Below are 21,490 nucleotides of genomic sequence, written 5' to 3' on the forward strand. Positions count from 1 at the left end.
GTATCTCGTAAAATCAGTGTGATGTCGTATTGCGACTTCTTTCGCCACAACGTGTTATGGCTCGGCATCTGTTGTTTTTTATGACATTCACTACGGCGGGATAACTGCACGATGATGGAACTGCAGCAGCATGATATTCAGATAGCGAAACAAATTGCGGGCGATTGGGCGCGTCACATGGCGGAAATGCCTTCGGAAGTGCGCCCGCTGCTGCAACAGGTCCTCAATGAACATCAAGACGATCTCCGCAAGCGCTACCAGACCTATATCACCAACGACCAGGGTATTGCGGCTATCGTCAACACGGACGAGGCGCGGAGCGGATTCACAGATATCTTCATGCATTGGGTTGGAGAGCTGCTGGCCCTGGAGAATATCTCGACCGAGGCCTACTGTGAACGTCAGTTCGAGGTAGGTGCCATGATGGAGCGCGTCGGTCTGCCTGCCTACGCACTGTCCCGCGCCATGCGCAAACTCAAGCTCTGGTTCGTGCATTACCTCTCGCTCCAGCCTCTGCCCACACAACTCTTCGCGGACTGCATGCGCGCCATCATCAACCTGGTGGACTATTCCGTGGAAATTCGCGAGGTCAGCTACCAGACCAGCGTCGCCACGCACGCCCGCATGGATGAGGCCTACCGCCTTCAGGCGCTTGGGCAAAATCTGGCCACCGAACGTGAACGCCAGCGCGCCTTACTGATGGAATGGGGCCACAACGTATTCACCGCCTTCCATCAGGGCGATACGACAGGACGTCTCCCGCGACTCTGGAAATCTGACTTTGGTCTGTGGGTAAACCACAAGGCTGACCTTCTCTTTGAGGGTGCTTCGGAGATGGAGCAGATCGTCGCAGCCATCAATCGCGTGGACTCTGATCTGATCCCCGGGCTGGCGCTGTCCGCAGAAGCGGAACGTGCTGTCATCAGCGAGTGGATGCGTCGCATTCAGGAAGAGATATCCTGCATCAAGTTCTCTCTCAGCGCCATGTTTGACGCGCGGCTTGAGGCGGAAAACGGTCGCGATCCGCTCACCCAGCTTCTTAATCGTCGCTTCCTTCCGTCGCTTCTCGCACGGGAGATTGCCTTGCAGAAACGCAGATCGGACCGCGGGTTCTGCATTGTCATGCTGGACCTGGATCACTTCAAAAACGTCAACGATCAGCACGGCCATCAGTGTGGTGACACGGTTCTGCGTCACGCTGCAGAGGTCATCGTCAGCACTGCCAGGCCATCGGATTTTGCCTTCCGTTATGGTGGCGAAGAGTTCGTCCTCGTCCTTGTGGACTGCACCGCTGCGCATGCGGAAGAAGTGGCGCAGCGCATCCGGCAGCGAGTTCAGGAAATGGTCATCCCCCTTCCCACCGGCGACCAGATCCAGGTCACCGCAAGCCTAGGCGTCGCACCGTTCTCTGACGATCTGGATTATGAGTTGCTGTTGCAGCGCGTGGATCAAGCCCTGTACCTGGCAAAGCAGAAGGGGCGTAACCGCGTGGAAATCGCTCATACGGCAACCGTCCTGGTGGCCGCAGAGAAAGCCTCCGGAAGCTGGTTGCAGGCTTAAGCGTTCCCTCGGCGCTTTGCCAGAGTCTCCACAAACTGCGGCATCAGCTCCGCCATCCGCCGTTGCCGATAGGCAAACGTCCGCCGCATCTGCGCCTTGACGGCCACAGCATGAAGCAAATCGCCCAGCGGCAGTCCGTATTCCACACGATCCTTCACCTGCGTGCCTGCCACACCATCTCGCGTCTCTTCCTTCACGCTGTGACAGTGCCGCCAGAACACAAACGGTCCGGCGGTCTGCCGATCGTAGAAGTGGCTGTTCCATTCAAATTCTGTGATCACCGCATGCCAGTTCAGCCGAAAAGGAAGGCGCGGCAGCACCCGAAAGCTGAGGATCATAGTGGTGCCCACGCCCGGCCCCAGCCGCCCCGGTGAACCAGCAGGGGGCGCGGGTGGCGCAATCAACCGCAACTCCTCAATCCGCGCCTGTTGCCACGCAGGCATCAGCGGAGGCAGATTCTGCGGATTTGCCAGGAAGGCAAACACCATGGGAACGGGGAAGGGAAGCCACTGGCTGCTTTCGTAAATGTGACGCATGAACTCCCAGTTTCCCTCAAAACGAAGGCCCGGATTCCGGTAATCGGATAGAGGACTGATTAAGTCCGAAAAATAATGGACTCAGATAGTCCTATTTCATGTAATCTTTTTCATATCGGACTTGTACGGTCTTAGATGGAAACCCAAGTAATTGGGATGGTTTTCGTCTGTTCCGTTGCTTTCCGTAGCGCGTAGTTGAGGGACTTCGCACGATTTGATCAGGGCGTCTCAGGCCGCCCGAGCCCCGGAGCGTAATCAAGAAATGAAAAAGAACGAAGATTCTAGTCGTCTGCGCGGAAAGCTGATGCTGACCGGCACCCTTGCGATGTTTGCCATGGGAACCCTGCATGCAGAGGGTTCTGTTTCCACGGAGAAGGATGAAGCCAAGCCAAAGGAGCCGGTGAACGGCGACGCGGCAAAGGACAGTGAGCAGCGGGCACGCGCCAGCCAGGAAGTCCATAAGTTCGATATCCCTGCAGGAACCCTGTCGGAGGTCGTGGCTGCCATGGAGAAGGCCACTGGTCTCAGCATTGCGGTGCCGCAGAAATATGCCTCGCTTCCCTCGCCGGGTGTGCAGGGCGTGCGCACAACGGAAGAAGCGCTCACCGTCGTTCTGAAGGGAACCAATATTTCCGCCGACTTTATCTCGACGGATCACGTTCAGTTGGGCCTCCATGCAGCCGGCCAGGATGTTACAGTCACCGCCACGTCTGAGATGCCATCGCTGAAGTACACGGCGCCTTTACGCGATCTGCCGCAGACCATCACGGTCATCCCGGAAAACGTTATTGAGAACACGGCTTCCACCAGCCTGGTGGAAGCGCTCCGCACCGTGCCTGGTATTGCTTTCGGCGCGGGCGAGGGTGGTAACCCGACGGGCGACCGTCCGTTCATTCGCGGTGTCGATTCGCAGAGCAGCACCTTTGTGGACGGCATGCGCGACATCGGCGCGCAGTCGCGCGAGGTGTTTGACCTGGAGTCGATTGAAGTTGCCAAGGGACCCAGCGGCGGCTATGCAGGCCGCGCGGCTTCGGGCGGCAGTATCAACCTGAACAGCAAGATGGCTCGTCGTGAAACCTTCCTGAATGGCTATTACAGCCCGGGTTCGGCAAACTTTTTCCGCGGCGCATTTGACGCCAGCACGAAGCTCACGCGTTGGGCCTCCGGTCGCTTGAACGGCATGTGGCAGAACTCTGATGTTGCCGGTCGCGACATCGTGAACAACCATCGCTATGGATTTGCCCCGTCGCTGCTGTTCAACATTACGAAGAACGGTCGCGTCTTCCTGAACTACTACGAGCTGGATTCGCACGACATTCCTGATCCCGGTATCCCGTACAACAACCCGACGGATTACTACAACACGACCACCAACATTGGTCGTCCCGATGGTCGTGCGCGCGTGTTCCAGGTGGGTGATGGTCAGCCCCTGGTGGTGAACCGCAAAAACTTCTATGGCTTCCGCGGCCGTGACTTCCGCAATGAGAAGGTGAAGACCGTGTTCGGTCGTGCGGAGTACAACCTGTCGGAGAACACCGTTCTGCGCAACAGCTATCGCTGGGGTAAGTCGGGTCAGGATTATGTCAGCTCGCAGGCGGATGACAGCCAGGGCAACATCTACTATGGCTTGCTGTACCGTCGCGCGTTGAATCGCGTGACCAAAGTGGACACGGCAATCGACCAAACCGATCTGTCAGGCCGCGTGAAAACCGGATCGATTCAGCACACGTATGCCGTAGGCGGCGAGTTTTCGCGTGAGCGTAGCTGGAACACGTCATACACGGTGGGCAGCTTGAGTGGGTCATCCATCACGCCTGCCATCCCCAGTTATTACCTTGTGAATCCGAACACGAACGCGCGTTTGGCATACAGCGCCAGCCGTTGCCCGGTGGGTGCGGGTGCTGCCAGCGGTTACTACTGCGAAGATTTTCTGAACCCGACGGTGGATGATCCATTCGTGGGTGTGCGGACGGTAATTCCGACCCAGGTGGGAACGACGACCGCCTTTACGAACACGAACTATACCAACGCAATTGTGAAGAACAACACGCCGACGCGGCAGATCAGCACATCGAAGTCCGTGTATGGCTTTGACACGGTCCGCTTCCTTGAGCAGTTGCAGGCAACGGTCGGCATCCGTTATGACCATTACGATTCGAACTATCGCAATGTGTTGACGTGCGTGCCCACAGCTACTGTGCCGTGTACCTTTGCAACGACAGCAGACCTGGTGAACTATCAGGCGGGCGTGACGTACAAGCCGGTGAAGTCGGGCACGATCTATGGTTCGGTCAGCAACTCGTCCACGCCTCCGGGTAACGCGTTGTCGCAGGGACAGGATGGATCGGCGATCACCAGCATCATCAATCAGGCGTTGCCACCGGAGAAGACACGCTCGGTAGAAGCTGGAGCGAAGTGGGAAGTGTTCAGTACCAAGGCACTTGCTACCGTTGCCTTCTTCCAATCGAACACGGAGAACGTGCGCATTACGCTGGCAGACAGTTCGATTGCCGCTGCGGGTACGCGCCGTAATCGCGGTATCGACATCAGCATGACGGGCTACACCAGCGCCAAGTGGCAGATATTTGGTGGCTACACCTTCATGAAAGCTATCCTGACCAACGCAGGTGGTGCGGGTACGGCAGCCGGTCTGCAGGATGGCCGTCGCTTTCCCAACACGCCGGAGCACAGCTTCAGCGTTACCAGCTATTACCAGGTAACGCACAAGCTGAACCTTGGCGGAGGCATCTACGGCTCGGGCAAGGTGTACGGTGCGGATAATCCCACGACCATCTACTCCACCAAGTGGGTTCCCGGCTACGCTCGCGTGGACATCTACGGTTCGTATCGCTTCAATCCGCACATCGAATTGCAGGGCAACATTCAGAACCTGAACAACAAGACGTACTTCCTGCAGGCATACACCACGCATTACGCAGCGCTGGCTCCTGCCCGTCAGGGTCGCCTTACCTTGAACGTCCGCTGGTAATGAATGCAACAACAGCCAACACAAGCCGATCTGGAACTGGTGTACGCCGCAGCTCAACGCGGCGTGCCCCAGGCCCAGGTCATGTATGGACAAATACTGCTGGACGGCAAGCTTGTCCCGCAGAATGCCACAGCGGCACTGCATTGGTTTGAACGCGCTGCCAAGGGTGGCGACGTGATGGCCATGAACATGGTGGGCCGTTGCCTTGATCAGGGATGGGGTGTTGCACCCAGCGCTGCGCTTGCTGCTCCGTGGTTTCGCAAGGCAGCAGATAAGGGCCTCGACTGGGGCATGTACAACCTGGCTACGCTGCTCACGCAGGGAAGCGGTGTGCCGGAAGACAAGGTCGAAGCACTCCACTGGTTTCGCAAAGCCGCTGCGTTGCATCATGTGAAATCCATCAACATCCTCGGCGGCTTTTATGAAGATGGCTGGGTGGTCCAGAAAGACATTGCCATTGCCCGCGAGCACTATCTGCGCGCTGCCGAAGGTGGCGATTTCCGCGGCCAGTTTAACCACGCGCGCATGCTCATCACGGATGGCGACATTGCCGGTGCCATTCAGTGGTTGCGCAAAGTTCCTGAAACCGCGACACCCGCCTTCATCGCAAAGATGAAGCACTTTCTTTTGCAATGGCCTGTGCCTGCACTGCATGCATTCGCCAATACACTCTCGGAGCCGCAGAACGCATAAGTGTGCGTGTTCTACTCCGCTGACATTGAGGTTCAAGCTGTGCTGATACAGGTCCCTGAAGTTCTCACCACCGAACAGGTCAAACGTTTTCGCGCCATGCTCGACGCCACCGATTGGGTCGATGGCAAAGTCACCGCCGGTCATCAATCCGCGCAAGTGAAGGACAACATGCAGTTGTCCGAGACGAATCCCGTTGCCATTGAGATCGGCAAGGAGATTCTGACGGAACTCAATCGGAATCCAGTATTCGTCTCTGCAGCACTGCCGAAGAAAATCTTTCCGCCACTCTTCAATCGCTATACAGGTGGCCAGTCATTCGGGAATCACGTGGACAACTCCGTGCGCCGCATCCATAGCACTGGCGAATATGTTCGCACCGATCTTTCCATGACGCTCTTCCTCAGTGAGCCCGAGGAATACGACGGCGGCGAACTCGTCATTGAAGACACATACGGCAGCAAAAGCATCAAGCTTCCTGCAGGCGACGCGATCCTCTATCCCTCCACCAGCCTGCATCATGTACGCCCTGTCACGCGTGGCGCTCGCGTGTGTTCGTTCTTCTGGATGCAGAGCATGGTGCGCGGTGACGATCAGCGTTCACTTCTGCTCAGCCTCGATGTCGCCATTCAAAAGCTCAACCGCGATGTACCCAATCAGGAGTCTGTGGTGGAACTGACAGGTGTGTATCACAACCTGCTGCGACAGTGGGTTGAGCTGTAGACGCATCGTGTTTGTTCGCGCTGATACACCTCAGCGTGAACAAAGAGCGAGGAGCCGGAATGCCGCCCTCACGGCACCGGCTCCTCGCTGTTTCATCCAGGTAGGAATATGAGTGTCATTCTGAGCGAAGCGAAGAATCCCGCGGATGTTTCCTGGCGACGCTGCGAAAGGATTTTGGCAAGATGGCAGGCCAGCTTCGCAGAGCGAAGGCTCGTACGCACAAAAGTGCCCTGAATGAAACGAAGTACAAAAGTGCGTCATCCTGAGCGAAACGAAGTGAAGTCGAAGGACCTGTTTTCTTCACTGCCCACTACAACGCCACAAGGCAATCCGAAGCCGTCAGTTCGGTAGCAATACCGCATCCACAATATGAATCAGGCCATTCTTCTGCGGCACATCCGCAGTCAGAATCACGGCTGAGTTTCCCTTCTCATCTGTCAGCGTAATCACGTCACCGGCAGCTTTCACCGTGATGGCTTCGCCTTCCATGCTGGTCAGTGTTGCGGTGCCGTGTCCCTTGTGCACCATCTTCTTCAGCTTTGCGGAAGTGATCTTCCCCGGCACCACCAGGTAGGTCAGCACCCTTGTCAGGTCAGCTCTGTTCTCCGGCTTGCTCAGACCGGCTGCAGTGCCGGCGGGTAATTTCTGAAACGCATCGTTCGTCGGCGCAAATACGGTGTAAGGACCTTTGTCATTCAACTTGTCTTCCAGCCCGGCGCGTTTCACGTCCGCTGCAAATGCTGTCAGCACAGGTGATGTGGCCGTGTTTTCCGCAATCGATTTCTTCGACAACATCTGAACGCCGCCCACATCCGTACCCTTCTGCGTGGCTGCATACACGCTGCAGCTCATGCAGACCAGTGCCACGGCCGTTCCTGCGAATGTCTTCATCCTCATCTCCCGCTTCTTCAGATGTCTTTCACAATCTTCCTGTCATCTGTTTTTAACGCGAAACTTCGTTTCAATGCGTATACCCATGCGAATGCATTCTCTTTCGGGACATTGACAACACCCGACGCGAACTTTCAACTATAGGAGTGGACGTGAATTTACAGCGGACGACGGTGCAACAGGATACCCACAAAGCACCGCATCCCTCACATCATCTGGAGGCGCGCGACTCTGGACTGTATCTCATTGGCCTGTTCAAGCTGGCGAAGGCGATTTTCTTTCTCGGCGTCAGCCTCGGTGCGTTGCACTTCATCCACCACGACCTGGCCAATGCCGTTGACCGGATCTTCCGCGAATTGCACTTCGATCCTGAAAGCCGCGTCGTCGATTTCATCACGGACAAGGTAGCGCTCGTCACGCATCGCAAACTGCGCCTCATCAGCCTGGGCAGCGTCCTGTACGCCATGCTGTGCTGCACAGAAGCCTACGGCCTGCTGCGTCGTCGCGTCTGGGCAGAATTCGTCACGCTCTGGCTGTCGGTCTCATTCCTTCCCTGGGAGAGCTTCGAGATCTATCGCGCCCCAAGTCTCTGGCACATCTCCATCCTGCTGGTGAACCTGGCCGTCGTCGCGTACCTGGTCTGGATGCTGCAGCGCAAGAAGCGCCGTAAGGAAACCGTCTGAACCTCGTTCCTCCGGGGCTGGGTACTGCAGGTGCAGACTCCCACAACCTCCCACTGACAGGCAATTTCGCCGTTTCCCCAACAGAAAACGACCCGAACCTTCCTGAAATCGCCTTAAATCCCCAGATCTGCCGCTGACAAACCTCAGGAAAACCGTCGTTACATGCCTGTGGGGTTCTCCACAAGTAGCTTCCGGCGTTCAGAACCACCAAAATTACTACTACAGGTTGTGGTGGTTATGAAAACCCGTCTACAGGTTTGATTTTCCACAAAGACGCCAGCGAAGAGGAAAAATCTTCGAATTTCTCTCTTGTGTTTCGCCGCGCTAAGAGAGACGATGTGGGCTGTGGTGGGAAAAAGTGGATGAAAGTGTCCAATCTTTCCTCGCCTGAAACGATTCTAGGCTTCCTGTGGACCGAAAGACAGCCTTTGGAACCACAGGCGGTACGACAGAAGGGTGAAACGAACCGATGTTCCGGGGAAATCACACAGCACGCGTGGACGAAAAGGGGCGGCTCAAGCTGCCCGCTGAGTTCAAGCGTCGTGTGGATGAGGCCTACGGACCGCAGTTCTACATCACCAGCAAAGATGGCAAGCGCGCGGAGATTTACCCCATCCGCGAGTGGGAAAAGGTCGAGGCAAAGCTGGAGCAGATTCCCAGCCTGAACCCCGCCCGAAAGAAGTTTCTGGACGTGACGAACTATTACGGCCAGATGGCAGAGCTGGACGCCGCAGGGCGACTTCTCCTGCCGCAGATTTTGCGTGAAAGCGCAAAGGTGACCGCCGAAGTGGTGGTTCTCGGAGCGCAGACATACCTGGAAGTGGTCAACCATGACGACTTCAAGGCCAAGCTGGACGCCGAGCCACTGAGCGAGGCAGATATGACAACCCTGGCGGATCTGGGGTTGTAGGAAGTTTCGCCCTGAGTGGGCACGCATGGAGGCGGAGAAATGAGCGATCCGCAACATGTGCCGGTTCTTTTCGAAGAGGTTTTAGACCTTCTCAAAGTGCGCCGCGGAGGAACGTACGCGGATGCCACGCTGGGCCTGGCGGGCCATTCCAGCGCGATTGCGCGCAGGCTGGGGCCGCAGGGAACGCTGATCGCATTCGATCGCGACCCGCAGGCGATGGAGATTGCAAAGGCCAATCTCGAAGCGTTGCGTGAGGAGCTTGGGCCGGAGATGCCGCAACTGCGGTTGATCCCGCGGGCATTCTCATCGGCAGCGGAACAGATCGAGCGTGCATCGCTCGATGGCTTGCTCGCAGATTTCGGCGTCAGCAGCCTCCAGCTCGATCAGGCGCACAGAGGATTCAGTTTTCGGCAGGACGCACCGCTGGATATGCGCATGGATACGCGCAGCGGTGAAACTGCCGGGCAAGTGGTAAATCAGGCGGACGAAGAAGAACTCGCCAATCTGATTTACGAATTCGGAGAGGAAAGGAGGTCGCGGAGAATCGCCAGAGCCATTGTGAGGGCACGGCCGATACTTACCACGGCGGAATTAGCCAAAGTAATATCTGCCGCTGCCCCAGCAATGAAATCGGACAAGATTCATCCTGCGACAAGAACCTTTCAAGCTATCCGGATTCGCGTGAATGACGAACTCGGAGAGATCCGGTCGCTGCTCGAAAGCGCGCCATCTCTTCTTAAGTTCGGTGGAAGACTTGCGGTCATCAGCTTTCATTCGCTGGAAGATCGCATTGCAAAAGATGCGCTGCGTGAAGGCGCGCAGCACGGTATTTGGAACGTAATCACTCGTAAGCCGGTGATTGCGACAGAAGAAGAAGAGCGACGCAATCCAAGGTCGCGCAGCGCTAAGTTACGAGTTGCTGAACGTATCAAACCGGAACGTTCAGAAGTTACAAGGAAGATACCTCCGCAAGGTGGAAGCAGTCGCGGATATCGTCCTGGAAGATAAGTCGGTTGAGGAAATTGTGGATAAACCTGTGGACAATGTGAATAACTCCGCAGGAAATCCACTTAGGAAGTAAATAACACTCTTCAGCCCCGGTCGTTAGAGCAGATTTCGCTCAGGGGACAAAGAACAAAAGAGTGCGGTGCAACTCCGATTCGGTAAGTGCAAGTTATCGAATCGGCTCTGGTGATAAGACGCCTTCCATAGCGGAAGGAAGCTGTCTTCGTCCAGAGATAAGTAAGTGCGAATCAAGCTGGATTTCTACCCTGATGTAAGGGATCCAGAGATGGAGAGGGCAGCGATGGAAGCAACGATGACAATACCGGGAATGGTTGCGGGCCGCGCACAGCGCGAACGCGCCGAGTCGTTTCGAGATCACAATCGCACGGTCTTCGACCAGCAGCGCCGTGCGCGCCGCGGTCCCACGCCTGAAATCTTCTTCACCAAGCATCTGGATAACAGCCGCATCGTGAAGGCGGATGATCCTGAACGCCGCCGTGAAATGCGTTCTTTCACGGTCGCCATGAGCGTTCTGTTTCTTCTGGTCATGACCTATGTGTGGCAGCACTTCTCGTCCATTGAAGTGGGTTACAACATCGAAGCGAAGAAGCTGCAGGTGGAAAAGCTTCACGAAGAGAATCGCCAGCTTCATCTGACGGAAGCGCAACTTTCCGATCCGGATCGCATTGACCGCATCGCGCGTCAACTTGGCCTGGATACACCGCAGCCCGGTCAGGTCGTTCGCCCGGATGGTTCGTTCTCTAGCTCCGCGCCAGTCCTTGCGGAAGCGCAGGTATCTCCCGCGATTCTCCAGTAAGTGAAGAAAGCCTCACGTATCCGTGGCTTTCGCTGACATAGTTGAGGGGAGAAGTTATTGCAACTTACTCCCCTGAACCACCAAGGCCGGAAGCAACGATGAATTCCTCCTCACGCCAGCCACTGACCGCTCCCATCCGTCGCATCCGGTTCGTCTGGATGGCGATTTTTTTCATGGCGTGGACAGGCGTGATCGGGTTGCGTCTGGTGTGGTTGCAGGTCATCCGCCATCACGACTGGACAGAGCGCGCGGCGAAGCAGCAGCAGCGCACCTTTGAAGTCGCACCGCGCCGTGGCGTTCTTTACGATCGCAACCTCCGCGAACTTGCAGTAACTGTTCTTGCCGAATCGGTATACGCAGTTCCGAGTGAATTAGGCGACAACCGCGCCAACGTTGCGGAGCTTGTTTCCGGCATCGTTCACGTGGATCCGACAGATACCTTTACGTCGCATGGAGCCATCCTTGCGCGCCTCAATGCTTCGCGTAACTTTGCCTGGATCGCACGCAAGCTCACACCGGAACAGGTGCAGCGCATCCGCGAGTTGAACCTGAAGGGCGTCTACTTTCAGAAAGAATTCAAACGCTTCTATCCCAACACCGATCTCGCTGCACAAACCCTCGGCTATGTTGGCATCGACGATATCGGTCTCGGCGGCATGGAACGCGAATTTGAAGATGATCTGCACGGAACACCCGGCCATGTACTGACTGCGGTCGATGCGAAGCGTCATGCATTGACCAGCGATGAGCGTGAACCGCTGCCGGGCCAGAACCTTGTTCTCTCCATCGACACCAACATTCAATACATTGCCGAACGCGCTCTGGATGCGCAGATGGAGAAGATGAAGGCCGCACACGGCACGGTCGTGGTCCAGGACCCGCACACCGGCCACATTCTGGCTCTTGCCATCTCGCCGCGTTACAACCCCAACGACCTGAAGCATCAGGATCCCGCGATCCTGAAGAACCTCGCCGTCAGCGATGTCTATGAACCGGGTTCTACCTTCAAGCTCGTAACCTATGCTGCCGCGCTGGATGGTGCAGGCGTACAGCCAACGGACATTGTCGATTGCCAGGGTGGGGCCATGACCATGTTCGGTCGCACACTGCACGACGATAAGTCGGATCACTTCGGCCGTGTCACGGTCCAGTTTGCTTTGGAGCATTCCAGCGACGTCGGCGCGGCGAAGATGGCATTGAAGCTGGGCAATCAAAAGTTCTACGACTACATTCGCGGTTTCGGTTTTGGCGATCGTAGTGGCGTAGAGTTGCCCAGCGAAACACGCGGACTGTTGCGCGCGCCGCGCAAATGGGAAGCTACCAGCATCCTCTCCATTGCCATCGGCCATGAAGTCGCAGTGACACCCATTCAGCTTGTGACGATGGTCTCTTCCATCGCCAATGGTGGAACCTACCTGCCGCCACACATCCTGCTGAATGAAACGGAACACTCCAAAGGCGATGGCCAGCTTCAACCAGCGGCCTATCATCCTTCCACCCAGGTTCCGGAGAAGCTTCCCGATGGCGCGCACCGTGTCATTACAGAACTCACCGCAGCAAAGATGCGGATGATGATGCACGGCACCATCACGGAAGGCACAGGTTCAGAGGCTGCTCTGAACGGGTACAGTGCCGGTGGCAAGACGGGCACGGCGCAGAAAATTGATCCCGTTACACACACCTATTCGCATTCCAGAACCGTTGCCAGCTTTGCAGGTTTTGCACCGGTGAACAATCCCGCCATCTCAGTGGCAGTGGTCATTGATGATCCGCAGGTAGGCTCTCGTTACGGTGGCACCACCAGCGCGCCCGTGTTTGCAGAAGTTGCACAGCAGGTGCTGGAATATCTCGGTGTTCCGCACGATCAGCCACTAAAACCTGCGAAGAAAGATGCCGCTGTTGCACCGAAAATGGAACTGGCCTCCACAGAAACGCCGAACGAAGATCCAGGCGATCTGAATGCGCTGTATGAAGAGTTGAATGCGTTGCCGGCGGATGATCCTCTGAAGCAGAAGAATGATGCAGCAGTTGCGATGGCAACGGCGAAAGCAGCACCCGTGCAAACTTCCGCGCCGGAGAAGAAGGGCGTCTTCGCTGCACTTCCTGACAAGATCATGAAGGCTTTCCGTGAACATGGCGGCTCTTCTCTCATGACGGACGAGGCAGAAAGCAAGCCTCTTCCAAAGGCCGCTCCGCAACCGCAAAGTACGACGCGCCGGGATGGAGCCGTTGTTGTAGATGCCAGCGCAAAGGTTGCGGTCCCCGTGTTGGATGGAGGCCTGCGCTCTGTGATTCAGAAAGCATCTGCAGCAGGTTTGCGGGTGCAGCCCGTGGGCAGTGGGCTCGCGCGTGAGCAGGTTCCGGCTGCAGGCACCATGGTGCCCATTGGCACAGAAGTTGTGGTGCGGTTCACCCGATGAGTACAGCGCACTGGTCGCTCATCCTTCTCGGCGGAGCAGGCATGGGTATTCTCGTTGGCATGCTCGGCACCAGTGGAGCCATCACCATTCCGGTGCTCGTTTATCTTTTTGGACTTACCCAGGTGCGCGCGCAGGGAACGTCACTATTCATTGCAGCGTTGCCCATCTGGATTGCACCGCTGCTGCCCTATGCCCGCGCGGGGAATGTTGATTGGCGCTTCGGGTTGCTCATCGCTGCTGGCATCGGTATCGGCGGATACTTTGGTGGTCAGATCGCGCAAACCATGCCCACCTTCGCACTGCGCCGTTGCTTTGCGGTTGCACTGGCCGCGGTCGCCATCCGCATGTTCTTTCAGCGGTAGAATCGGCCCAGTATGCAATGGTCTGAAGTCATTCACGGACTGCCAACATTGGCGCTGGGCGACACGCATCATGTTGAGGTCAGCTGCGTCACGTATGACTCGCGCGAAGTTCGTCCCGGCACTCTCTTTGTGGCCATGCGCGGTGAAACCACAGATGGTAATCGCTACGTGCGTGCCGCGCTGGATGCAGGTGCATCCGCCATCGTCACAGATTCACGCGAAAGCTTTGCCTTCGCCGACGCACGCCAAGTCCCTGCAGCACTCATCGAACATGGTCGCCAGGCACTTGCTATTGTCACCGCCAACTTCTATCAGCACCCAGAACGCGCTTTGAAACTCACCGGTATCACCGGCACCAACGGCAAGACCACTACGGCATTTCTTGTAGAAGGCCTGCTGCGCAGTGCTGGCAGAAAGTCTGCGTTGATCGGCACGATTGAAACGCACATTGTGGATGAAGTGCGTCCCAGCCCACACACCACGCCGGAGAGTCGCGATGTCCTCGCCATCTTTGCGGATGCCGTCGCAGCAGGCGCAACAGAAGTGGTCATGGAGATGAGTTCGCACGCACTCGCGCAGGAACGTGTCTATGCCATCCCGGTCGATGTGGCGATCTTCACAAATCTAACGCAGGACCACCTCGACTTCCACGGCACCATGGACGCATATGCTCAGGCAAAGGCGCGACTCTTTCAAGGAGTCGGTGCACCGCCACCACGCATCGCAGTGATTAACGCGGACGATCCCCAGGCCGCAATGATGCAACAAGCCGCGTCACACTGCGAAACCGTGTGGACGTACGGCATCGACGCCGCTGCGGATTTTCAGGCTGCTGGCGTTGTCCTTCGCGCAGGAGAAACCAGCTTCGCGTTATCCACGCCCTTCGGCAATGCAGAAGTCGTTTCGCAACTCACCGGCCGCGTCAACGTATATAACCTCCTCGCCGCCATAGCAGCCGCAGTGGGGCGCGGCATCGCATTAGAAGATGCAATTGCATTCGCTGCCACATTGAAACCTGTTCCAGGCCGCTTCGAAACGGTGGCCAACACGCTCGGTTTTAGTGTTGTCGTCGATTACGCACACACTGATGATGCATTGCGCAATCTCATCACACTCGCACGTGAACTTGCAGGCAACGCGCGCGTGGTCACGCTCTTCGGTTGCGGCGGCGATCGCGACAAAACAAAGCGCCCAAAGATGGGCTGCGCTGCAGGCGAGGGAAGTGATATCGTCCTCATCACCAGCGACAATCCGCGCAGCGAAGACCCCGCCATCATCGCAGAAGAAGCACTGGTTGGAGTGGAAGCCAGTGGCAATAAGAACGTCCGCATCATGCTTGATCGCGCAGAGGCGATCACACTCGCAATCAACGAAGCGAAGCCGGGAGACATCGTACTGATCGCAGGCAAAGGCCATGAAAAAACACAGACGGCAAAGGGAGTCTCTCTGCCCTTTGATGATGTTGCCGTGGCCGCGTCCGCACTGCGCAAAAGGGAAGCACAAGCATGACACTGACACTGGGCCAGGTGGCTGACTGGATTCACGCCGAAGGCGATTTCGACCTGCAAACGCAGGTCTACGGATACTCCATCGACTCGCGCACCGTCGGCGCAGGCGAACTCTTCTTCGCCGTGCAGGGCGAACGTTTCGATGGGCATGATTTTGTCGCCTCCGCATTGAAGAACGGTGCCACGGCTGCTGTAGTCAGCACCCATTGGGTCGTTCCATCCGAAGTCGACAGCACAAAACTGTTGCGTGTCCCCGAGAGTGAAGACTGCGTTTTGAAAGCGCTGCAGGGACTCGCGCGCGCAGTGCGGCGCCACTGGGGAAAACGTGTCATCGGCATTACCGGATCGGCAGGCAAGACCACCACAAAGGAATGCGTAGCCGCCGTGCTCTCTGCCAAGTTTCGCGTGCTCAAATCCGCAGGCAATCTGAATAACGGTTTCGGCGTACCTCTGCAACTGCTGAAACTTGAGCCGGAACATGAAGTGGCTGTGATTGAAATGGGCATGAACCACGCGGGTGAAATCGCTGCTCTGGCCAGGATCGCAGAACCGGACTGGGCTGTTGTCAGCAATGTTGCGCCAGTGCATCTGGAACATTTTGCAGACGGCATCAAGGGCATTGCGAATGCAAAGCACGAACTGGTGCAGGCTCTTCCGGAAAATGGCATAGCGTTTCTAAACGCAGACGATCCATACGTTTCCACCTTCGGTCGCGACCGCGAAGACCACACACGTTACTTCGGATTGCAGGCCGCATCCGCAAACATACGTGCCGGCAACGTGCATAGTGAAGGTGCCGACGGCATGAGTTTCACCGTGCAGACAGCCAGGGAATCGCTGCCTGCACACATTGCATTGCTTGGCGAACACAACGTCTACAACGCACTCGCAGGCATATCGGTTGGCCTGGAAAGCGGTATGCAGCTCAACGAATGCATCGCCGCTTTGCAGCAACTGCACCCGGCGGACAAGCGCGGCGAACAGATACTGTTCCGAGGCGCGCGCATCATCAACGACTCTTACAACAGCAATCCACGTGCTCTGAATGCCATGGTCGATGCGTTGATGGCCGTCGATGCCACGCGCCATATCGTCATCGCCGGAGAAATGCTGGAGCTAGGCCCGGAAGCTGCAACCCTGCACGCCCAATGCGGTGAATACATGAAGACACGCGGTGTCAATGCGGTCATCGGCGTCCGTGGCCACGCCGCGGAACTTGTTCGTGGTGCAGGCGATACCGCCCTCTTTGTCGACACACCGGAAGAAGCAGGCACATGGATGCTTGAAAATCTTCGCGAAGGCGATGCGGTTTTGCTCAAGGCATCCCGTGGCGTTCAACTCGAACGCGCACTTACGGCGCTCGGTATCCAGGCCGCCGGACATTAATTTCGTATCGGCTGCCGAACTCGTCGTGCTTCCGCAGGCCATCCACGCGTAAGCTGAAGGCGTACTTTTCGCTCACACCCATCGGAGGGGAACGTTGCTCTACTGGCTGCTCTATCAGAAGATGTACCCGATTTTCCGGGTCTTTCGCATCTTCCGCTATCTCACCTTCCGCTGTGTCTTTGCCAGCCTCACGGCGCTTGCCATCGGCATGCTCATCGGCCCATTTGTCATCCGGCGTCTGCGCGAATTTCAGATCGGCCAGTACATCCGCGACGAAGGCCCGGAGAGTCATAAGAAAAAGACCGGCACACCCACCATGGGCGGCGTGCTCATCTGCATCTCCATCCTTGTGCCAACGCTTCTCTGGAGCGACCTCTCCAACCCGTTAGTGTGGATAACGATTCTTTCCACCACAGCCTTCGGCGCCATTGGCTTTGCCGACGATTACATTAAGGTCGTTCACAAGCGGAACCTCGGACTCACCAGCCTCCAGAAGTTGTTGCTGCAATTCATCGCCAGCTTCGGCGTTGCGGCATCGCTTGTCTTCCTGGAATCGCGCGGCATGTATTCCACGCGGCTTGTCGTGCCGTTCATCAAACAGTTTCGGCCTGACCTGATCATCGGCACCTTCCAGCACATTCACGGCCTCTACTGGCTCAGCTTTCTGCCGTTCGTTGTGTTTGTGATGTTGGTCATCAGCTTCAGTTCCAACGCGGTAAATCTCACCGACGGTCTGGATGGACTCGCCATCGGCTGCACCATCATCGCCGCCGCTGCGCTCACCGTATTGACTTACGTCAGCGGCCACATGGTCTTCAGCGACTACCTCGAACTCCAGCGTATGCCGCTCGCAGGTGAACTCACAATCTTCTGCGGCGCCATGGTCGGCGCTTCCATCGGCTTCCTCTGGTACAACGCGCATCCGGCGGAAGTCTTCATGGGCGACGTCGGTTCGCTCGCACTCGGCGGCGCCATCTCTACCGTTGCCGTACTCATCAAGCAGGAACTGCTCCTGCCCTTCATCGGCGGCGTCTTCATTCTGGAAGCGGTCAGCGTCATGCTGCAGGTGGGCAGTTACAAACTGCGCGGCGGCAAACGCATCTTCAAAATGGCACCTCTCCACCATCACTTCGAGTTAAGCGGATGGAGCGAAAGCAAAGTCATCACCCGCTTTTGGATCATGGCGCTCGTCTTCGCCCTCTTCGCACTTACAACACTGAAGCTGCGGTAAGCTAACAATCCATGGAGTTCAAAGGCAAACGCGTCCTCGTCGTCGGTCTCGGCAAAAGCGGAGTCTCCGCCGCGCTGTATCTGCGTAAACTTGGCGCACGCGTTACGGTCAGCGACAGCCGACCCAGCGAAGCACTCGCCAAGGAAATCCCTGCTCTTCTGGATGCCGGCGTAATGGTGGAGAGCGGTGGGCACGGCGTGCTCACTTTTCGCCGTCAGGACCTCATCGTCCTCTCGCCTGGCGTGCCTCTTTCTACTCCGGAAGTGCAGCAGTCCCAGCGCTTCGGCGTGCCCATCATCGGCGAAGTCGAACTCGCATCCCTCGCCCTTCAAGGCAGGATCATCGCCATCACCGGCTCCAACGGCAAGACCACCACGACCTCGCTCGTTGGCCACATTCTGCTGCATGCCGATTACGAAACCAGGATCGGTGGCAACATCGGCTTGCCTGTCGTGGAGATGGTCGAAGGCTCTACCGAAAAGACATGGAGCGTTCTCGAAGTCTCCAGCTTCCAGCTTGAAACCATTGAGACTTTCCGCCCGCACATTGCTGCCGTGTTGAACATCACACCGGACCATCTCGATCGTCATGGATCGTTTGAGAATTACGCAGCAGCCAAGGCGCGCATTACAGAAAATCAAACGCCGGATGACTTCCTCGTTCTCAACGCGGAAGACAAACCCACGCAGATGGTGGCCGCAAAAACAAAGGCGCAGATTTTCTGGTTCAGCGGCGTTCGCCGAGTAAAACAGGGCGCATTCGCACACAACGACGGCATCTATTTCATCGCGAAAGAGGGCGGCACACCTGAGCCCATCATGCCGCTTGCTGAGATTCCATTGCGTGGCGCGCACAACGTGGAGAATGTTCTCGCCGCCATCGTCATGGCCAAACTCGCAGGCATCTCCACCGACGAAATTCGCGAAGCCGTCGCGTCTTTCACCGCCGTCGACCATCGCCTGCAATTCGTCGCAAAGAAGCGCGGCGTGGAGTATTACAACGACTCGAAGGCCACCAACGTTGACGCCACCATCAAGGCGCTTGAGTCGTTCCCCTCCGGCATCCGCCTCATCCTCGGCGGCAAAGACAAGGCATCCGATTACACGCAACTGCTCCCGCTACTAAAGGAGCGCACCGTCGCCGTGTACACCATCGGCGCGGCAGCAGACATCATCGCAAAACAGATTGGCGATCAGGTAAAGCTCACACCCGCAGGCACCCTGGCAGAGGCCGTCCGCCTTGCGTCAGAATCCGCTCAACCGGGAGAAACCGTACTCCTCGCTCCGGCGTGTGCCAGCTTCGACCAGTTCACCAGTTATGAACACCGCGGCCGTGTCTTTGTCGAGTTAGTCAAAACCCTGCCGGAGTAAACCCTCTGTAGGTCCGTCATTCTGAGCGAAGCGAAGAATCCCCACCCATCTTTGCGTACCGACACGTCTGAAATTTTTCAGGCACGAATGCAAGTTTTGTGAACTTTGCGAAAATGTAGCGAACTCTGTGTTCGTTACTATCAACAACCGCCGAACCAACTTAGATACTCTGCCCCATCTGCGCAGCACAAATCCCCTCGCAAAGAAACTAATCTTCCCTTATGGCGAAGCGTGTCGGCGTGGATAAGTGGTTGTTTGGCACAGTGCTGGCACTGGTGTTCTTCGGCCTCGTGATGATCTTTTCCACCTCGGCTATCCTGGCCAAAGCCCAGTTCGGCTCGCCATATCACTTTGTCATCAGCCAGTTAATCTTTGCTGTCCTGGGCATCATCGCGCTCTTCATTCTCCAGCGGGTGGACTACCGCAAATACAACAACCCCAAGGTTGTCTTCCCGGCCATTGCTATTACGGCGTTATTGTTGCTCGGGGTCTTCTTCATGGGAGGCATGAATGGCGCACATCGCTGGATTCGCGTCGGCGGACTCACGCTGCAGCCGTCGGAATTAGCCAAGCCGCTCATCGTCCTCTTCCTCGCGTATTTCCTGCAAAGCCGCATCCACCAGATGGACGACATCAAGGGTACGCTCATCCGCGCTGCCGCCGTGCCGCTGCTCTTCATCCTGCTCATCGTTAAAGAGCCGGACCTTGGCACTGCCCTCGTCTGCGCAGGCGTCACAGGACTGATGCTCGCACTTGCAGGCATCCGCCTTCGCTGGATAGGCATTGCCGCCGCGGCTGCCGCTCCAGTTCTCTACTACATGCTCTTTCACGTGGCCTTCCGCCGTGCCCGTATGCTCGCCTTCATGAATCCTGAGGCAGATCCCCGCGGCGCCGGTTTCCACATCCTGCAGTCGCTTATCGCGGTGGGTTCCGGCGGCTTCTTCGGCAAAGGCCTTACGGAAGGCATGCAGAAGCTGTTCTATCTCCCCGAGCCGCAGACGGACTTCATCTATGCCACAGTGTGTGAAGAACTTGGCCTCATCGGCGCGCTGTGCGTGCTGGCAGCCTTCGCATTCCTCGGCTATCGCGGCCTGCGCGCTGCGTATTTGTCGACGGATCCCTTCGCGCGCTTCCTCGCCTTCGGCATGACGTCGGCCATCCTCATCCAGGCCTTCTTCAACATGAGCGTCGTCATCGCGCTGCTGCCCACCAAGGGCATCCCGCTGCCATTCATCTCGTCCGGCGGCACCAGCGTCTTCATCACGCTGGCCAGCATGGGCGTGCTGCTTAACATCACGCGCGAGATTGACTGACGTGGCTGCAAACGACAACCTGCGCGTTCTCATCGCAGGCGGTGGCACCGGCGGTCACGTTATCCCCGCGCTTGCCATCGCACGCGAACTGCGCGACCGTCACGCGGCTGAAGTGCGGTTGCTTGGGACACCGCGAGGCATCGAAACAAAGCTCGTTCCGGAAGCAGGCTTTCCACTCGAACTGATGCAGGTGGGCCAACTCGCCAACGTGTCATTGCTTACGCGCATCAAGACCCTCGCAGACCTCCCGCTCGGCATCCTTCACTGCATCCGTCTGTTGCGCAGCTTCCGTCCGCAGGTAGTAGTTGGAGTTGGTGGATACGCCAGCGGTCCTGCAATGATTGCAGCCACACTGCTGCGCATCTCCACGCTCGCATACGAGCCCAATGCCGTACCCGGCATGGTGAATCGCGTTCTCGGCAAACGCGTCAGCGCCGCAGCCGTAGCCTTTGAAGAAACGCGCAGTTACTTTCGCAACGCCGAAGTCACCGGCGTCCCCGTTCGCTCGGAAATCTTTCAGACTGGCTCACTGGTCACGCAGCCACCGCGTCTGCTCATCACCGCAGGCAGCAACGGCGCGAAGGTGTTCAATGACACAGTGCCTCTGATCGCCGCCGATCTTCTTACAGCCATTCCGCATCTCACCATCGTTCACCAGACAGGCGAGCGTGCCTTCGCTGCAACAGAAACGGCCTATCGCAACGCCGGTATCCCCGCGGAACGTGTGACGGTGTTGCCATTCCTGAAAGACATGCCGCAGCAACTCGAACAGGCCACGCTGGTGCTTGCACGCTCTGGCAGCACGGTGGCAGAACTCGCAGCAGCGGGACGTCCGGCATTGTTGGTTCCATTTCCGCAAGCGGCGGACGACCATCAGACCAAAAACGCCCTCGCCATGGTCCGCATCGGCGCAGCAGAGATGCTGCCGCAAGCGGAACTGACACCGGACATCCTCCGCACACGCCTGATCGCACTGCTCACTGCACCAGGACATCTGCAGAAGATGTCCCAGGCAGCCAGGTCCGGAGCAAAGCCAGATGCCTTGCAGAACATCGGCAATCGCATCGTCTCTCTCGCGCGCTAACTGGAAATAAGC

The 21,490-nt window shown here is 57.2% G+C and carries 17 protein-coding genes and 1 pseudogene; 16 read left to right on the forward strand and 2 right to left on the reverse strand.

Annotated elements, in window-relative coordinates; all coding sequences use genetic code 11:
• Positions 1-111 precede the first annotated feature (111 nt).
• On the forward strand, positions 112-1,560 hold the full coding sequence (locus AB6729_RS00165) for a diguanylate cyclase (protein ID WP_371079540.1): 1,449 nt from the start codon (positions 112-114) through the stop codon (positions 1,558-1,560).
• Here AB6729_RS00165 and AB6729_RS00170 read toward each other — a convergent pair.
• Positions 1,557-2,096, reverse strand: a complete 540-nt coding sequence (locus AB6729_RS00170) for a cyclase (RefSeq protein WP_371079541.1) — start codon at positions 2,094-2,096, stop codon at positions 1,557-1,559. The genes AB6729_RS00165 and AB6729_RS00170 overlap by 4 nt on opposite strands.
• A 304-nt stretch (positions 2,097-2,400) precedes the next feature.
• Between AB6729_RS00170 and AB6729_RS00175 the strand changes: the two genes are divergently transcribed.
• The 3 genes from AB6729_RS00175 to AB6729_RS00185 are packed head-to-tail and all read left to right on the forward strand — an operon-like array spanning position 2,401 to position 6,498.
• Positions 2,401-5,085 carry a TonB-dependent receptor gene (locus AB6729_RS00175; RefSeq protein ID WP_371079542.1) on the forward strand — a complete coding sequence of 895 codons (2,685 nt, stop codon included), beginning with the start codon at positions 2,401-2,403 and terminating at the stop codon, positions 5,083-5,085.
• A gap of 3 nt (positions 5,086-5,088) precedes the next feature.
• Positions 5,089-5,778 (forward strand): tetratricopeptide repeat protein, encoded by a 690-nt coding sequence (locus tag AB6729_RS00180; protein ID WP_371079543.1) that lies wholly within the window; start codon positions 5,089-5,091, stop codon positions 5,776-5,778.
• Between the two features lie 6 nt (positions 5,779-5,784).
• Positions 5,785-6,498 (forward strand): Fe2+-dependent dioxygenase, encoded by a 714-nt coding sequence (locus AB6729_RS00185; RefSeq protein WP_371079544.1) that lies wholly within the window; start codon positions 5,785-5,787, stop codon positions 6,496-6,498.
• Between the two features lie 339 nt (positions 6,499-6,837).
• Here AB6729_RS00185 and AB6729_RS00190 read toward each other — a convergent pair.
• A pseudogene (locus AB6729_RS00190) lies at positions 6,838-7,233 on the reverse strand (fasciclin domain-containing protein); the annotation flags it as partial.
• A gap of 308 nt (positions 7,234-7,541) precedes the next feature.
• Between AB6729_RS00190 and AB6729_RS00195 the strand changes: the two are divergent.
• The 12 genes from AB6729_RS00195 to murG all read left to right on the forward strand — a co-directional run bounded on the left by AB6729_RS00195 (position 7,542) and on the right by murG (position 21,478).
• Positions 7,542-8,072: a DUF2127 domain-containing protein gene (locus AB6729_RS00195; RefSeq protein WP_371079545.1), complete on the forward strand. Its 531-nt coding sequence runs from the start codon at positions 7,542-7,544 to the stop codon at positions 8,070-8,072.
• A 469-nt stretch (positions 8,073-8,541) separates the two neighbouring features.
• Positions 8,542-8,982, forward strand: coding sequence for a division/cell wall cluster transcriptional repressor MraZ (locus tag AB6729_RS00200; RefSeq protein ID WP_371079546.1), 441 nt, complete (start codon positions 8,542-8,544; stop codon positions 8,980-8,982).
• Between the two features lie 39 nt (positions 8,983-9,021).
• On the forward strand, positions 9,022-9,990 hold the full coding sequence (gene rsmH, locus AB6729_RS00205; protein ID WP_371079547.1) for a 16S rRNA (cytosine(1402)-N(4))-methyltransferase RsmH: 969 nt from the start codon (positions 9,022-9,024) through the stop codon (positions 9,988-9,990).
• A gap of 298 nt (positions 9,991-10,288) precedes the next feature.
• Positions 10,289-10,804 (forward strand): septum formation initiator family protein, encoded by a 516-nt coding sequence (locus AB6729_RS00210; RefSeq protein WP_371079548.1) that lies wholly within the window; start codon positions 10,289-10,291, stop codon positions 10,802-10,804.
• A gap of 98 nt (positions 10,805-10,902) precedes the next feature.
• Positions 10,903-13,224 carry a penicillin-binding transpeptidase domain-containing protein gene (locus tag AB6729_RS00215; RefSeq protein ID WP_371079549.1) on the forward strand — a complete coding sequence of 774 codons (2,322 nt, stop codon included), beginning with the start codon at positions 10,903-10,905 and terminating at the stop codon, positions 13,222-13,224.
• Positions 13,221-13,586, forward strand: a complete 366-nt coding sequence (locus AB6729_RS00220; RefSeq protein WP_371079550.1) for a TSUP family transporter — start codon at positions 13,221-13,223, stop codon at positions 13,584-13,586. Before AB6729_RS00215 ends, AB6729_RS00220 begins: the two co-directional genes overlap by 4 nt.
• A gap of 12 nt (positions 13,587-13,598) precedes the next feature.
• A complete protein-coding gene (locus tag AB6729_RS00225; RefSeq protein WP_371079551.1) occupies positions 13,599-15,095 on the forward strand; it encodes a UDP-N-acetylmuramoyl-L-alanyl-D-glutamate--2,6-diaminopimelate ligase in 1,497 nt (498 codons plus the stop codon).
• Entirely contained in the window at positions 15,092-16,480 is a 1,389-nt protein-coding gene (gene murF / locus AB6729_RS00230) for a UDP-N-acetylmuramoyl-tripeptide--D-alanyl-D-alanine ligase (RefSeq protein WP_371079552.1), read from the forward strand. The genes AB6729_RS00225 and murF overlap by 4 nt, the downstream gene beginning before the upstream one ends.
• A gap of 121 nt (positions 16,481-16,601) precedes the next feature.
• Positions 16,602-17,711, forward strand: coding sequence for a phospho-N-acetylmuramoyl-pentapeptide-transferase (gene mraY / locus AB6729_RS00235; protein ID WP_371081165.1), 1,110 nt, complete (start codon positions 16,602-16,604; stop codon positions 17,709-17,711).
• Positions 17,712-17,722: 11 nt separating this feature from the next.
• Positions 17,723-19,081, forward strand: a complete 1,359-nt coding sequence (gene murD, locus AB6729_RS00240) for a UDP-N-acetylmuramoyl-L-alanine--D-glutamate ligase (protein ID WP_371079553.1) — start codon at positions 17,723-17,725, stop codon at positions 19,079-19,081.
• Positions 19,082-19,302: 221 nt separating this feature from the next.
• Positions 19,303-20,394: a putative lipid II flippase FtsW gene (gene ftsW, locus AB6729_RS00245; protein ID WP_371079554.1), complete on the forward strand. Its 1,092-nt coding sequence runs from the start codon at positions 19,303-19,305 to the stop codon at positions 20,392-20,394.
• A gap of 1 nt (position 20,395) precedes the next feature.
• Entirely contained in the window at positions 20,396-21,478 is a 1,083-nt protein-coding gene (murG, locus tag AB6729_RS00250; protein WP_371079555.1) for an undecaprenyldiphospho-muramoylpentapeptide beta-N-acetylglucosaminyltransferase, read from the forward strand.
• The last annotated feature ends 12 nt before the right edge of the window (positions 21,479-21,490 follow it).

Origin of the sequence: Terriglobus sp. RCC_193 (genome assembly GCF_041355105.1) — a bacterium.
Lineage (GTDB): Bacteria > Acidobacteriota > Terriglobia > Terriglobales > Acidobacteriaceae > Terriglobus.

What these genes read in the sequence shown, in the direction of transcription:
- AB6729_RS00180 (WP_371079543.1), top strand. Translation starts at nt 5,089, where the DNA reads ATGCAACAACAGCCAACACAAGCCGATCTGGAACTGGTGTACGCCGCA.
- murF (WP_371079552.1), top strand. Translation starts at nt 15,092, where the DNA reads ATGACACTGACACTGGGCCAGGTGGCTGACTGGATTCACGCCGAAGGC.
- AB6729_RS00170 (WP_371079541.1), bottom strand. Translation starts at nt 2,096, where the DNA reads ATGCGTCACATTTACGAAAGCAGCCAGTGGCTTCCCTTCCCCGTTCCC.
- mraY (WP_371081165.1), top strand. Translation starts at nt 16,602, where the DNA reads ATGTACCCGATTTTCCGGGTCTTTCGCATCTTCCGCTATCTCACCTTC.
- AB6729_RS00210 (WP_371079548.1), top strand. Translation starts at nt 10,289, where the DNA reads ATGGAAGCAACGATGACAATACCGGGAATGGTTGCGGGCCGCGCACAG.
- murD (WP_371079553.1), top strand. Translation starts at nt 17,723, where the DNA reads ATGGAGTTCAAAGGCAAACGCGTCCTCGTCGTCGGTCTCGGCAAAAGC.
- AB6729_RS00200 (WP_371079546.1), top strand. Translation starts at nt 8,542, where the DNA reads ATGTTCCGGGGAAATCACACAGCACGCGTGGACGAAAAGGGGCGGCTC.
- ftsW (WP_371079554.1), top strand. Translation starts at nt 19,303, where the DNA reads ATGGCGAAGCGTGTCGGCGTGGATAAGTGGTTGTTTGGCACAGTGCTG.
- rsmH (WP_371079547.1), top strand. Translation starts at nt 9,022, where the DNA reads ATGAGCGATCCGCAACATGTGCCGGTTCTTTTCGAAGAGGTTTTAGAC.
- AB6729_RS00225 (WP_371079551.1), top strand. Translation starts at nt 13,599, where the DNA reads ATGCAATGGTCTGAAGTCATTCACGGACTGCCAACATTGGCGCTGGGC.
- AB6729_RS00165 (WP_371079540.1), top strand. Translation starts at nt 112, where the DNA reads ATGATGGAACTGCAGCAGCATGATATTCAGATAGCGAAACAAATTGCG.
- AB6729_RS00215 (WP_371079549.1), top strand. Translation starts at nt 10,903, where the DNA reads ATGAATTCCTCCTCACGCCAGCCACTGACCGCTCCCATCCGTCGCATC.
- AB6729_RS00175 (WP_371079542.1), top strand. Translation starts at nt 2,401, where the DNA reads ATGCTGACCGGCACCCTTGCGATGTTTGCCATGGGAACCCTGCATGCA.
- AB6729_RS00220 (WP_371079550.1), top strand. Translation starts at nt 13,221, where the DNA reads ATGAGTACAGCGCACTGGTCGCTCATCCTTCTCGGCGGAGCAGGCATG.